General features: G+C 66.0%; 11 protein-coding genes. 10 read left to right on the top strand and 1 reads right to left on the bottom strand.

From position 1 onward, the window contains the following. The first annotated feature begins 14 nt into the window (after positions 1-14). From ACXAD2_RS15775 to ACXAD2_RS15760, 4 genes are all read left to right on the top strand, one after another. Complete coding sequence (locus tag ACXAD2_RS15775; protein ID WP_475171782.1) at positions 15-1,226, top strand: polyhydroxyalkanoate depolymerase; 1,212 nt, start codon at positions 15-17, stop codon at positions 1,224-1,226. A gap of 138 nt (positions 1,227-1,364) precedes the next feature. Beyond that, on the top strand, positions 1,365-3,116 hold the full coding sequence (locus ACXAD2_RS15770) for a glycosyltransferase family 2 protein (RefSeq protein ID WP_475171780.1): 1,752 nt from the start codon (positions 1,365-1,367) through the stop codon (positions 3,114-3,116). Then, positions 3,113-4,075: a glycosyltransferase family 2 protein gene (locus ACXAD2_RS15765; RefSeq protein WP_475171779.1), complete on the top strand. Its 963-nt coding sequence runs from the start codon at positions 3,113-3,115 to the stop codon at positions 4,073-4,075. Before ACXAD2_RS15770 ends, ACXAD2_RS15765 begins: the two co-directional genes overlap by 4 nt. Before the next feature lie 61 nt (positions 4,076-4,136). Beyond that, positions 4,137-5,039: an AEC family transporter gene (locus ACXAD2_RS15760; protein WP_475171777.1), complete on the top strand. Its 903-nt coding sequence runs from the start codon at positions 4,137-4,139 to the stop codon at positions 5,037-5,039. A 17-nt stretch (positions 5,040-5,056) separates the two neighbouring features. Here ACXAD2_RS15760 and ACXAD2_RS15755 read toward each other — a convergent pair whose 3' ends face one another. Next, a complete protein-coding gene (locus tag ACXAD2_RS15755) occupies positions 5,057-6,172 on the bottom strand; it encodes an ABC transporter ATP-binding protein (protein ID WP_475171775.1) in 1,116 nt (371 codons plus the stop codon). 422 nt (positions 6,173-6,594) lie between these two features. Between ACXAD2_RS15755 and ACXAD2_RS15750 the strand changes: the two genes are divergently transcribed. From ACXAD2_RS15750 to ACXAD2_RS15725, 6 genes are read left to right on the top strand one after another with little or no spacing between them, the layout of a single operon-like run. Continuing rightward, on the top strand, positions 6,595-9,450 hold the full coding sequence (locus ACXAD2_RS15750) for a monovalent cation/H+ antiporter subunit A (RefSeq protein ID WP_475171773.1): 2,856 nt from the start codon (positions 6,595-6,597) through the stop codon (positions 9,448-9,450). A 3-nt stretch (positions 9,451-9,453) separates the two neighbouring features. After that, entirely contained in the window at positions 9,454-9,849 is a 396-nt protein-coding gene (locus tag ACXAD2_RS15745; RefSeq protein WP_066105600.1) for a Na+/H+ antiporter subunit C, read from the top strand. Then, positions 9,846-11,588 carry a monovalent cation/H+ antiporter subunit D gene (locus ACXAD2_RS15740; RefSeq protein ID WP_475171772.1) on the top strand — a complete coding sequence of 581 codons (1,743 nt, stop codon included), beginning with the start codon at positions 9,846-9,848 and terminating at the stop codon, positions 11,586-11,588. Before ACXAD2_RS15745 ends, ACXAD2_RS15740 begins: the two co-directional genes overlap by 4 nt. Further along, complete coding sequence (locus ACXAD2_RS15735; RefSeq protein ID WP_475171769.1) at positions 11,588-12,091, top strand: Na+/H+ antiporter subunit E; 504 nt, start codon at positions 11,588-11,590, stop codon at positions 12,089-12,091. The genes ACXAD2_RS15740 and ACXAD2_RS15735 overlap by 1 nt, the downstream gene beginning before the upstream one ends. Beyond that, a complete protein-coding gene (locus tag ACXAD2_RS15730; RefSeq protein WP_203595389.1) occupies positions 12,088-12,360 on the top strand; it encodes a K+/H+ antiporter subunit F in 273 nt (90 codons plus the stop codon). The genes ACXAD2_RS15735 and ACXAD2_RS15730 overlap by 4 nt, the downstream gene beginning before the upstream one ends. Beyond that, positions 12,357-12,749 (top strand): Na+/H+ antiporter subunit G, encoded by a 393-nt coding sequence (locus tag ACXAD2_RS15725; RefSeq protein ID WP_224899482.1) that lies wholly within the window; start codon positions 12,357-12,359, stop codon positions 12,747-12,749. Before ACXAD2_RS15730 ends, ACXAD2_RS15725 begins: the two co-directional genes overlap by 4 nt. Positions 12,750-12,789: the final 40 nt, after the last annotated feature.

The following is a 12,789-nucleotide window of genomic DNA, read 5'->3' as shown; positions in this document are numbered from 1 at the left end:
GAGGGGAAATCGACGTGCTCTACGCAGGCTACCAAGGTCTTGATGATTTTATCGCCCCTTTTCGCATGGCGGCGCTGCATGGGCTGACGTTCATGCCCCGCCTGGCCGGGCCCTTCGCGCAGCTGTCGCGGCACAATGCCGCCGCGCTGGAGATGGTCAGCCGGTTCCGGCTCAGCCACGAGCGCCCCGCCTTCGGCATCACCACGGTGCGCGACGGCAACCGCGACGTGCCGGTGCGCGAGGAGGTGGCGCTCGACCTGCCGTTTGGCCAATTGCTGCATTTTCGCAAGGAGATCGACACGCCGCGCCCCAAGGTGCTGGTGACCGCGCCGCTCTCGGGGCATTTCGCCACGCTGCTGGCGGGCACGGTGAAAGTGCTGCTGCGCGACCACGACGTCTATATCACCGACTGGAAGAACGCCCGCGACGTGCCGAAATCGGCGGGTGCTTTCGGGGTGGAGGATTACGTCGCCTATGTGATCCGCTTTCTCGAAGAGATCGGGCCGGGCGCGCATATTCTTGGCATCTGCCAGCCCTGCGTTCAGGCGCTGGCCGCGGTTGCGGTGATGTCGGAGGATCGCAACCCCGCGACGCCGCTGTCGATGACGCTGATGGCGGGGCCGGTGGATGTGCGCGAAAGCCCCACGACGGTGAACGCGCTGGCCGATGAAAAGCCGCTCGACTGGTTCGAGCGCAACGTCATCGCCACCGTGCCGCTGCGCTATGCCGGGGCCGGTCGACGGGTCTATCCGGGCTTTGTGCAACTCACCGCCTTCATGTCGATGAACATGGAGCGGCACCGCGCGCAGCACAAACGGCTCTACGATCACCTCGCCGCCGGAGAGACCGAAGAAGCGCGCAAGGTGAAGGAATTCTACGACGAGTATTTCGCCGTTCTCGATCTGACCGAAGAGTTCTACATCGAGACCATCGAGCGCATCTTCAAGAAGGCCGAACTGGCGACGGGCGCGTTCACCTATCGCGGGCGCAAGGTGAACCCCGCTGCCATTCGCCATACCGCGCTGCTCACCGTCGAAGGCGGGCGCGACGATATCTGCGGGCTCGGCCAGACCTCGGCGGCGCACGACCTCTGTTCGTCGCTGCGCCCGCATCTGAAGCGCCACCACCTGCAGGCCAACGTCGGCCACTATGGCGTCTTCAACGGGCGCCGGTGGGAGAATGAGATCTACCCGGTGGTGCGCAACATGATCCTTGCCATGGAGTGAGGCGGCGGGGGAGTGAGGCGGCGGGCCGCCCGAGGCCCCGCCGCCAGCGTGGCCGAAAGGCGACGCGGGCGGGCCATGCGCGCCGCGCCGCTGCTCGGGCAATTGCGCGCGCCCACGCTTGGCGGCAGTCTCCGGCCCATGAGCGCAGACAAGACCCCCAGCTATCCCGGCGGAATCGCGGCCATTCTCACGCAGATGGAAGGCCGGCGCGATGCCATCGACTATGCCCCCGGCGAGGCGCTGCCGCCCTATGACACGCCGCTAGCGGGGCTTGCGGATCGGATCATCGGCGATCCCGATGGCGACCCCGAAGAAGCCCCGCCCTTCCGCTCGTCCTACCACCGCAAGCGCCACGCGCTGCGCAAGGAACTGACGGGCCGGTCCGAGCTGGTGTTCCTGAATGCGCTGCTCATCGCGCATCTGCGCAAGCGCAGCTTCCCCGAGCACGCCCCGGCGCTGTTCCAGAGGCTCTGGGCCGAAGAGGGCGCGGCACTGCTGGCGCAGATCGATCCACGCTGGCTGGTCTCTTCGGTCACCACCTTCGGCGATCATGGGCTCAGCCTCGTGCAGCGCTCGGTGGGGCTGGCGCTGACCGCGCTCTTCGGCACCATGAAGCTCTATGAGTTCGAGCGGCTCTATTCCGGGCTCGCCGCCGACCGGCCCTTCGCGCTCGACGGTAAGGCGCGCAGCCCGCTGCCGCTGGAGATGGACAGCTATTCGCTGCCCAGCGGCGGGCTCGATGTGAACCTGATCGGACGGCTGTGGATGGAGGCCGAGGGTGATCCGGTGATCCGCCCGCTTGCGCACCATCTGCTGGAGCTTCTGATCTGCGACGAGCGCACGGTGTTTCGCCGCCTGCGCATCATGCGGCAGCGGCAGACGCGCCGGCAGGCCACCCCCGCCAAAAGCAATGCCGCGGCCAATGTCGCGCCGGTGCCGCAAAGCCATCGCGGCCTGACGCCGGAAACGCTGCGCTGGGGCCTGACCTCGACCATCCGCGCGCCGCTGCGCGACATCGCCCGCTTTGCCGCGCATCACATCGAGCTTGGGGCGCATCTGCTGCACATCCATCTCGATGCGCCCGATGAAGAGACCGCCGCCGTTCTCACCCGCCACCCCTCGGTGCGGATCGTGCAGTGCGACACCGCCTATTGGGCGCAGACCGGCCGTCCCCGCCCCGAGGCGCATCAGCTGCGCCAAGCCTATAACGCCACGCAAAGCCTGCGCGCGGGGCATGGCTTGCACTGGCTGGCGCATGTGGATGTGGATGAATTCCTGCTGTCGCAGCGCCCGATCCCCGAGCTTCTGGCCGAGGTCCCGATGAGCGCCGCCTTTGCCCGCGTCGCCCCTGCCGAGGCGCTGGCCCCCGAGGCCGGTCTGCCGCAGCGTTTCAAGACCACCCACAAGCACGCCGGGCGTCCGAAATCGGTGCTGCAGGACGTCTACCCCACCTTCGGCGCGCATCTCTACGGCGGCTTTCTTTCGCACAGTTCCGGCAAGGTCTTTGCCCGCACCGGGATCGACGACACGCGGCTTGGCATTCACACGCTGAAATTCCGCGGCGAGGAAGCCAGCAACCGTCACCGGCTGAGCGACGTCTGGCTGGGGCATCTGCACGCGCCCTCGTGGCAGGGCTTCCGCGCGCATCTCGACTTCCGCCGCAGCCTCGGGTCTTACCGCCGCAGCTCGGAGCGGCCCGAGATGGGTCAGGCCGAGCTGATCCAATATCTTCTCGACGAAGAGGGCGAGGCCGGTCTGCGGGCGCTGTTTGACGAGGTCTGCGCCGACACGCCGGATCTGCGGGCGCGCCTCGCGCAGCAAGGCATGCTGATTGAGCAAAGCTTCGATCCCGATGCGGCCGTCGCCCGCGTGTTCGGAGAGCTGCCGTGATCCGCTGGGGCACGGTCACCACCACCAATGCCGCGCTGCCGCGCATTCTCGACTTTGCCGCGTGGCATCTCGAGCAGGGCGCGCACCGGCTTTACATCTACCTCGACGCGCCGGCCCCGCAGGCCGAGGCGGTGCTCTCGTCCCACCCCAAGCTGCGCGTCTTCACCACCGACGACGCGTGGTGGCAAAAGCGCGGAAAACGCCCCGACAAGCATCAGGTCCGCCAGTGCCGCAACGCCCGGCACGCGAGTAACCGCAAGCCCGAGACCGACTGGCTGGCGCATGTGGATGTGGATGAGTTTCTGCTGCCCGCGCGCCCGCTGGCCGATCAGCTTGCCGCCCTGCCCGCAGATTGCCTCTGCGCCCGCGTCCGCCCGGTCGAGGCGCTGGCCCCTGCGTCCGGAGATGAGGGGGCAGAGACGCTGTTCAAAGCCTTCCATCTCGAACAGAAGGCCCGCCAGAGCGCCGCCGAGGCGTGCTTTCCCACATGGGGGCGGCATCTTTCGGGCGGCTTCCTCAGCCATGTGGCGGGAAAGCTGTTCTTCCGCCCGGGCACCGAGGGGCTGGAGATCCGCATCCACAACGTCCTGCTCGGCGATCAGATGAACCCCGGAGAGCGCCCCCTGCCCGAGACCGAGCTGGGGCACTTCCACGCCGCCGACTGGGCGCATTTTCTGGAGGCCTACCGCTTTCGGCTGGCGCGCGGCTCCTACCGAGCCGAGCTGAAACCGCAGGTGCGCGGGACAGAGGCGGTGAGCCTGCACCAGCTTTTCGCGATGATCGAAGCGGCCGGCGGCGAGGAGGCTTTGCGCGCCTTCTATGATGAGGTCTGCACCGCCACGCCCGAATTGACCGAGCGGCTGGACCGGCATGGGCTGCTGCGCCGCTGCCGCATGGACCTGCCCGCCCTGCGGGCAAAACATTTTCCGGGCGCGCCGCAGAGCGAAGTGCAGACCTGAGTGCACCTTGACCCGGCGCGCGGGGCCTGATCCAACCTTGGTATACCAAGACCGGAACACCATGCTCACTGTCCTCACCCATGATATCCTGCCGGTCTTTGCGCTGCTGGCGCTCGGCTTTGCCCTTGGCAGGCGGCAGATTTTCACCCGGCAAGACGCGGCCTCGGCGAACCGCATCGCGCTGATGGTGCTGCAACCGGGGCTGATCTTTCCGCTGATCGCCACCGTGCCCTTCGCCGATTTCGACCTGCGCGCCCTGCTCACCTATGGGGCCTGCGAGGCCGCAGCCTTCGCCGCCTGCTACGCGCTGGCGCGGCGGCTTTTCCGCTGCGAGCCGCTGGAGGCTTGGCTGCTGGCGATGACGGTGATCTTCGTCAACTCGCTGCTTTATATCCGTCCGATCTCGCTGCTGATCTACGGCGAAAGCGGCGCGCTGCCGGTGACTGCCGTGGTCGCATGGGACACGGCGATCGCCTTTGCCTTCTTCATCATCAGCTCCGACCTGATCGCCCGCCCCTCGGCCGGACCGCTGCCCGCGCTGAAGCGCCTTTCGGTCAATCCCACGCTGATCTCTATCGTGCTGGGCATCGCCGTGAACCTTTCTGGCCTGCCGCTGCCGGAGCCGATCCGCACCGCCTGCGATTTTGCCGGGGCTGGCACCGCGCCGCTGGTGCTCTTCGCGCTCGGCCTGCTGCTCTCGGGACAGAGCCTGAAGCCCTCGCCGGTGGTGGTGAGCTTTGCGGCGCTGAAACTCTTCGGCTTCCCGCTGCTGGTGACTCTGGCGCTGTGGCTCGCGGGCGTCGCTGGGCAATGGCAGGCACAGTTCACCCTGCTCGCCGCCGGACCCTCGGGCGCCATGGCCTTCGCGCTGGCGCTGCTGCATGGCACGCGCACCGACCGCATCGCCGCGGTGACGATCTGGACCAGCGCGCTATCGCTGCTGTCGCTGGCCGCGCTGGCCTGAAGAGCTTCGATCCGGCCTCAGGCCGTCGCGGGGAACACGAAGCAGCGGTCGCGCCGCACGGTCAGCCAAAGCGGCGTACCGGGTTTCGGCAGGAAGACATTCGGCACCGTGGCCTTGATCATGCCGCCGTCGAAATCCATGCGGAACTCCACAAGGCTTTCCGAGCCCATGAAGCGCGCGCGCTCGACCACGCCGCGCGCCGGGGTGCCCGCCATCTGCGTCGGGTTCGGGCCGCGCCCGCCCCGGTCAAAGTCGATCCCCACGTGCTGCGGGCGGAAGACAATATCCACCTTCTCGCCATCGGGCACGCCCGGCGCAAGGAACGGGCCAAAGGGCGTCTGTGCAAGCGCGCCCTGAACTTTGCCGCTCAGCGCGTTGATATCGCTGAAAAAAGCCACCGCCGCCTTATCCGCCGGCGCGTTGTAGATGTTGTAGGGCGCACCGCGCTGGACGATCTTGCCGCCGCGCATTAGGGCGATCTCATCGGCCATGCGCATGGCCTCTTCGGGCTCATGGGTGACCAGCAGAACCGAGGTGCCCTCTTCCTTCAGCAGCGCCAGCGTCTCGTCGCGGATGCCGTCGCGCAGACGGTTGTCGAGGCCCGAGAAAGGCTCGTCCATCAGCATGATGCGCGGCCTGGGCGCCAGCGCGCGCGCCAGCGCCACGCGCTGCTGCTCGCCGCCCGAAAGCTGGTGCGGGTATTCGTCGATGAAATGCCCAAGGCCAACCCGGTCCAGAAGTTCCAGCGCCCGCGCCTTCTTGGCACTTGCCGAGCCCTTGAGGCCGAAGGCGACATTCTCGCCCACCGACAGATGCGGGAAGAGCGCGAAATCCTGAAACATCAGCCCGATTGCGCGGCGCTCGGGCGGGATGCGAAACACCGTGTCGCACACGAGCGTGCCGTCGACGTGGATCGAGCCGCTGTCCTGCATGTCGACCCCGGCGATCATCCGCAGCGTCGTCGACTTGCCGCAGCCCGACGGCCCCAGCAGGCAGGTCACATCCCCCGGCTCGATGCTGAGCGAGACATCATCGACAACCGCGCGCCCCTCGAAACGCCGGACGAGATTTCGGACCTCCAGACGGGGTTGCGCCACTGCTGCCTGCCTCGCGTTGTTCCTGATGAAATGCATCGGGGATTGAGCTTACAAGCCGAAGTAGCAGCCCCCAGAGCGGCAGACAAGGCGAAGGGGCCACCCGGCCAGCCCTGCCACGCGCTAACGGAGGAGCCATCTCGCAAACCGCCGCACGGCAATGCAGAATTCCGTGCAAAGCACCACCGGAGTCGGCCGCCGCAACCCTGCGTCAAATACGCACACCAACCGTGCAACCAAAAGATGTATCACAGAAACATCACATGTCCTCACGGGGCTCATGGCCATAGTAACCGATGGTAACAATCGCAATAGTTCGGTGGAATTTTTAATCCTGACATTACCGTTAGAATTCGGCTAACTTTGCTAAAATTCACGTCAGCGTAGCCGTTTTCGGGTTGTGATACCGTGTGAAATCGGCTGCCTTCTCTCGACGCCGCCAACGACGATCAGGGAGTTTCATGTCACTATTTATCATCGCGCTCCTGCCCTTCCTCGGAGCCTTGCTTCCGGGTCTGATGATTCAGGCGGGCCGGCGCGCCTGCGGAATGGCGACCCTGTTCGTCACCCTCGCAGCGCTGCTTGGCCTGATCACCCACCTGCCCGCCGTCTGGGCCGGAGAGACCGTCACCGCCTCGGTCGCATGGATGCCCTCCATCGGCCTGAACGTGACGCTCTTCCTCGACGGGCTGGGCATGATGTTTGCCGCGCTGATCCTCGGGATCGGTGCGCTGGTGATCATTTACGCCCGCTATTACCTGACGCGCGATGACAATATGGGCGAGTTCTACACCTATCTGCTGCTCTTTCAGGGCGCGATGGTGGGCATCGTCCTGTCGAACAACATCCTGCTGTTGCTGATCTTCTGGGAGCTGACCTCGCTGTCGTCCTTCCTGCTGATCGGCTTTTGGAAACATCTGCCCGAGGGCCGTCAGGGCGCGCGTATGGCGCTGACCGTGACCGGCATGGGCGGGCTGGCGCTGATCGGCGGCATGCTTCTTCTGGGCTCGGCGGCGGGCACCTACGAGATCACCGAGATCCTCGCGCGGCGCGACGTGATCCAAGCCTCGCCCTATTACGTTCCGGCGCTGCTGCTGATCCTGCTGGGCTGTTTCACCAAGTCGGCGCAATTCCCCTTCCACTTCTGGCTGCCGCACGCGATGGCCGCGCCGACGCCGGTGTCGTCCTATCTGCATTCGGCGACGATGGTGAAGGCGGGCATCTTCCTGATGGCGCGGCTCTGGCCCGCGCTGGCGGGCAGCGACGAATGGTTCTGGATCGTCACCACGGCGGGTCTGGTGACCATGGTGCTGGGCGCTGTCATCGGCCTCTTCAAGCACGACCTGAAGGCGCTGCTGGCCTTCTCGACGGTCTCGCACCTTGGCCTGATCACCATGCTTTTGGGCACCGGCACGTCCTATGGCGCGATGGCGGCGGTGTTTCACATCCTCAACCACGCTGCGTTCAAATGCTCGCTCTTCATGACGGCGGGCATCGTCGATCACGAGGCGCACACCCGCGACATCCGCCGTCTTGGCGGGCTGCGCCACCTGATGCCCGTGACCGCGACCATCGCGATCGTCGGCGCGCTGGCCATGGCTGGCATTCCCCTGTTCAACGGCTTTTTGTCGAAGGAAATGTTCCTCGAAGAAGCCTCGCACACCGTCCTTTTCGGCTCGCATTGGCTGGTGCCGGCGCTGGCAACGCTGGGGGCGATCTTTTCGGCGGCCTACAGCTTTCGCTTCATCGCCCATGCCTTCCTTGGCAAGACCCGCGACGACTATCCGCACAAGCCGCATGACCCGAATTTCGGCATGTGGGGACCGCCCGCGTTTCTTGGCCTGATCGTCGTCACCGTGGGCTGCCTGCCCTTCCTTGCCGAACCTGTGGTGAAGCGCGTCACCTCCGCCGTCATCGGCGCCGAGGGCGAAGTGCCCGGCGCGCATCTGGCGCTGTGGCATGGGATCACCCCGGCGTTGATCATGTCGGTGATCGCCACGGTCGGCGGCCTGATCCTGCTGGCGCTTTTCACGCCGCTGCTGAAGGGCTGGGACGCGGCGCCCCGCCCCGAGGCCAAGCGCATCTTCGAAGCGCTGGTCGATGCCTGTGCGCGCGGCTCCGAGCGGCTGACGCAGGGCATGCACAACGGCAGCTTCTCGCGGTATGCGACGATCTTCACCGTCACCGTGCTGGCCGCTGCCGCGCATGCGTGGTTCACCGGATCCGTCGGCCCGGTCACCCGCGAGATCCTGCCCATCCAGCCGCTGCCGCTGGCGGGATGGATCCTCATCCTCACCGCCACCACGCTGATCGTGCTGTTCCACCGCAACCGTCTGGTCGCGCTGATCCTGATGGGCGTGATCGGCACCATGGTGTCGATCGCCTTCAACTACCTTTCGGCGCCGGACCTCGCGCTGACGCAGATCTCGGTCGAGGTGGTGACGATCATCCTGCTGCTGCTGGCGCTGAACTTTCTGCCCAACACCACCCCCATCGAATCCACCTCGGCCCGTCGCCTCCGCGACGGCGCGCTGGCGGTACTTGCCGGTCTTGGCACCGCAGGGCTGACCTATGCCATCCTGCGCCGCGATTTCTCGCTCGGCACGATCTCGGACTACATGCTCGAGAATTCCTACGCCGGGGGTGGTGGCACCAATGTGGTGAACGTGATCCTCGTGGACTTCCGGGGCTTTGATACCTTCGGCGAGATCATCGTGCTGGGGATCGCCGCTCTGGTGATCTACGCGGTGACCGAGGCGCTGCTGTCCGGCCCCGTCCGCGCCCGCCTGCTCAACCGCGTGCCCGACCAGAAACAGGCCGGCGACGCGCACCCGCTGATCATGGTGGTGGTCACGCGACTGCTGCTGCCGGTGCTGCTGATGGTCGGCATCTACATCTTCCTGCGCGGCCATAACGAGCCCGGCGGCGGCTTTGTGTCGGGCCTCGTGGTGTCGATTGCGGTGGTGATGCAGTACATGGCCTCGGGCTTTTCCTGGGCCAACGACCGCCAGCGCTACCCCTACCACGGGGTGATCGGCGCGGGCGTGCTGATCGCCGGGCTGACCGGGATCGGCGCGTGGCTGTTCAGCCGCCCCTTCCTGACCTCGACCTTCGGCTACGTGAAGCTGCCGGGGCTCGAGAAATTCGAGCTGGCCTCCGCCATGGCCTTCGATCTGGGTGTGTTCCTGTCGGTCGTGGGTGCCGTGATGCTGTCGCTCGAGAGCTTCTCGCGCCTCGCCCGCCGCGCCGATACCGAGACCAGCGAGCACGCGATGGACATCGACCCCTCGCGCGACACCGAAACCGGAGAGGCCTGATCCATGGAGTTCCTCATCGCAACCGCCATTGGCGTGCTTACCGCCGCGGGGATCTATCTGGTCATGCGCAAGCGCACCTTCCCGGTGATCCTTGGCACCTCGCTGCTGACCTATGCCGTCAACATGTTCCTCTTCGCCTCGGGTCGGCTGGTGATCAACCAGCCCCCCATTCTGCGCGACGATGCCACAAGCTATACCGACCCGCTGCCGCAGGCGCTGGTGCTGACCGCCATCGTGATCTCCTTCGGGATGACCGCCGTGGTGGTGATGATCGCCCTCGCCTCTTACCTGAACGCCGATGACGACCATGTGGACGAGGCGCAGGCTCTGGCCAGCGAACGCCGCGCCGGAGATGAGCCTGCTGAAGGCCCGGCCGACGAGAAGGAGTCCCGCGCATGATGCACTGGATCATCGCCCCCGTGGTGCTGCCGGCCATGATGGCCGCCACCATCGTCCTCGCCGCCCGTTTCCACGACAGCCTGCAGCGGGTGTTCTCGCTGGGCTCGCTGGTGGCGCTGCTGGCGATTTCCATCGGCCTTTACATGCAGGCCTCGGACGGCACGATCACGCTTTACCAGCTGGGTCACTGGCAGGCCCCCTTCGGCATCGTGCTGGTCGCCGACCGGCTGTCGACGACCATGGTGCTGCTGACCGCGGTGCTGGCGCTGCCGGTGCTGATCTACGCCATCGGCTCCGGCTGGGATAAACGCGGGCAGCATTTTCACGCGCTCTTTCAGTTCCAGATCATGGGGATCATGGGCGCGTTCCTGACCGGCGACGCCTTCAACCTCTTCGTCTTCTTCGAAGTGCTGCTGATCGCCTCTTATGGCCTGATGATCCACTCGGGCGGAGCCACACGCACCCGCTCGGGCGTGCAGTACATGCTCTACAACCTCTTGGGCTCGACGCTGTTTCTCTTCGCGCTCGGCACGCTTTATTCGCAGGCGGGCACGCTGAACCTCGCCGATTTGGCGCAGCGCGTGCAGCAGATGGACCCCGAGAATTCCGCCGGGCTGCGGGTCGCCGCGGTGCTGCTGCTGCTGGTCTTCGCGGTGAAGGCGGCGCTGCTGCCGCTGCACTTCTGGCTGCCGTCGAGCTATGCCAACGCCCCCGCCCCGGTCGCCGCGCTTTTTGCGATCATGACCAAGGTCGGCGCCTACAGCATCATCCGCTTTTACACGCTGGTCTTCCCGCCCTCGCTGCCGCTGGTGCAGGGCGCGCATGAGGAATGGCTGCTGCCGCTGGCGCTGATCACGCTGGTGATCGGCATGATCGGCGTTCTGGGCACGCGCGAGATCGGCCGTCTGGTGGCCTTCTCGGTGGTTGGCTCGATGGGTATGCTGCTGGCCTCGGTGGCGCAGTTCACCCCCGAGGGGATTTCCGCCGCGCTTTACTATGCGCTGCACTCGACGCTGGCGACGGCGGCGCTGTTCCTGATCGTCGACGTGGTGCGCGAGCGTCGCGGCAGCGTCGCGGGCACCATCGAAGAGACCCTGCCCATGGCGGGCGGCGCGCTGGTGGCCGGGCTGTTCTTCATAGCCTCGATCGCCATGGCGGGCCTGCCGCCGCTTTCGGGCTTTCTGGGCAAGCTGCTGATCCTCGAAGCCGCGCAGCAAGGCACGCTGACATGGTGGGTCTGGGCAGCGGTACTGGGCTCGTCGCTGATCGCCGTGGTGGGCTTTTCGCGCGCCGGCTCGACGATCTTTTGGAAGTCGCATCAGGTGGCCGTCGAAAACTGCGGCACCGTCGATGATCCCGAGGACGAACAAGGCGCCCGCGAGGTGCATGACCCCGCCGACGACCATCACCCGCTGCCGATGATCGCGATCGGCCTTCTGGTGGCGCTGCTGGTCGCGCTGACCGTCTTCTCCGGCCCGGTGACGCGGCAACTGGACGCCACCGCGCAGCAGCTTTTCGCGCCGCAGCCTTACATCTCAACCGTGCTCGAGACGCCGGGCAAGGAGATCAAGGCGCACGGTGATGATCACGGGGATGAACACGGCGGCGACCACGTAGAGACCGGCGAGAACGAGGCCAAGCACCTGCCCGCCGATGAAGCCCATGAAGACCCGCCGCATGACGGCGAGGCGCTGCACGGCGAGGACGCTGATGCAGAAAGCACGGAAGGAGGACACTGATGGCCACCCGCTACATCCGCAGGCTCTTCCCGCATCCGCTGCTGTCGGTGGCGCTGGTGATTGTCTGGCAGTTTCTGTCGAATGATCCGTCGGTCAACAGCCTCGTCTTCGGCGTGATCCTTGGCGTGCTGCTGCCCTTCGCCACCGCCGCCTATTGGCCGGACAGGCCGCAGGTAACACGGCCGTGGCGGCTGATACCCTATGGCCTCATCGTCGCGTGGGACATCATCACCGCCAATATCACCGTGGCGCTGATCGTGCTCTTCAAGCGCAATGACGACATCCATTCGAAATGGATCAGCATCCCGCTCGACGTGCGCACCCCCGAGGCGATCACCGCCCTTGCGGGCACGATCACCCTGACACCGGGCACCGTCTCGGTGGATCTGTCGGACGAGGGCCACGCGCTGCTGGTCCATGCGCTGCACGCCGACAACCCCGAGAAGGTCGCCCGCAAGATCAAGCAGCGCTACGAACGCCGCCTGAAGGAGATTTTCGAATGATCGTCACCTATGCGCTCATCTTCGCCTTCGTCGCGGTCAGCCTGTCGCTGCTGCTGACGATGATCCGCCTGATCAAAGGGCCGCACATCGGCGACCGTATCCTTGCGCTCGACACGCTGTCGATCAACGCGGTGGCGCTGATCATCCTCGTCGGCATCGCCGGGGCCACGCAGATTTACTTCGAGGCGGCGCTGATCATCGCCATGGTGGGCTTTGTGTCCACGGTGGCGGTCGCGCGCTTCGTGCTGAGGGGAGACATCATCGAATGACCCATGGCTACATCGACATCGCCATCGCCGCGGCACTGGTCATCGGCGGGCTGTTCACGCTGGTGGGCTCGGTGGGCCTGCTGAAGTTGCGCGCCCCCATGGCACGGCTGCACGCCCCCACCAAGGCCTCCACCTTGGGGGTAGGCTCGATCCTGCTCGCCTCGGTGCTCTTTGCTTTCGCCTCCGATGCGCCCTCGTATCACGAGCTGCTGATCATCGCGTTCCTGTTCATGACCGCGCCCGTCTCGGCCTATTTCATCTCGAAGGTGCATATCCATCTGCAGAACCAGCGCGACCCGCTGCCGAAACCGGCGCGCGACCGCATCTGGGCGACGATGGCCAAGCGCGAGGAAGACACGCCGAGCCTGCCCGAAGAGCAGGGCAAGTAAACCGCGGTATCGCTGGGTCTGGCCAAGCTGGCGGCGGCAG

It is taken from the genome of Salipiger sp. ABN3_019, from assembly GCF_056158605.1.
This window is presented reverse-complemented; position numbering and strand designations above follow the sequence as displayed.

Excerpts from the sequence above, each read along its gene's own strand:
- ACXAD2_RS15770 (WP_475171780.1), top strand. The coding sequence starts at position 1,365 with ATGAGCGCAGACAAGACCCCCAGCTATCCCGGCGGAATCGCGGCCATT.
- ACXAD2_RS15760 (WP_475171777.1), top strand. The coding sequence starts at position 4,137 with ATGCTCACTGTCCTCACCCATGATATCCTGCCGGTCTTTGCGCTGCTG.
- ACXAD2_RS15755 (WP_475171775.1), bottom strand. The coding sequence starts at position 6,172 with ATGCATTTCATCAGGAACAACGCGAGGCAGGCAGCAGTGGCGCAACCC.
- ACXAD2_RS15750 (WP_475171773.1), top strand. The coding sequence starts at position 6,595 with ATGTCACTATTTATCATCGCGCTCCTGCCCTTCCTCGGAGCCTTGCTT.
- ACXAD2_RS15745 (WP_066105600.1), top strand. The coding sequence starts at position 9,454 with ATGGAGTTCCTCATCGCAACCGCCATTGGCGTGCTTACCGCCGCGGGG.
- ACXAD2_RS15740 (WP_475171772.1), top strand. The coding sequence starts at position 9,846 with ATGATGCACTGGATCATCGCCCCCGTGGTGCTGCCGGCCATGATGGCC.
- ACXAD2_RS15735 (WP_475171769.1), top strand. The coding sequence starts at position 11,588 with ATGGCCACCCGCTACATCCGCAGGCTCTTCCCGCATCCGCTGCTGTCG.
- ACXAD2_RS15730 (WP_203595389.1), top strand. The coding sequence starts at position 12,088 with ATGATCGTCACCTATGCGCTCATCTTCGCCTTCGTCGCGGTCAGCCTG.
- ACXAD2_RS15725 (WP_224899482.1), top strand. The coding sequence starts at position 12,357 with ATGACCCATGGCTACATCGACATCGCCATCGCCGCGGCACTGGTCATC.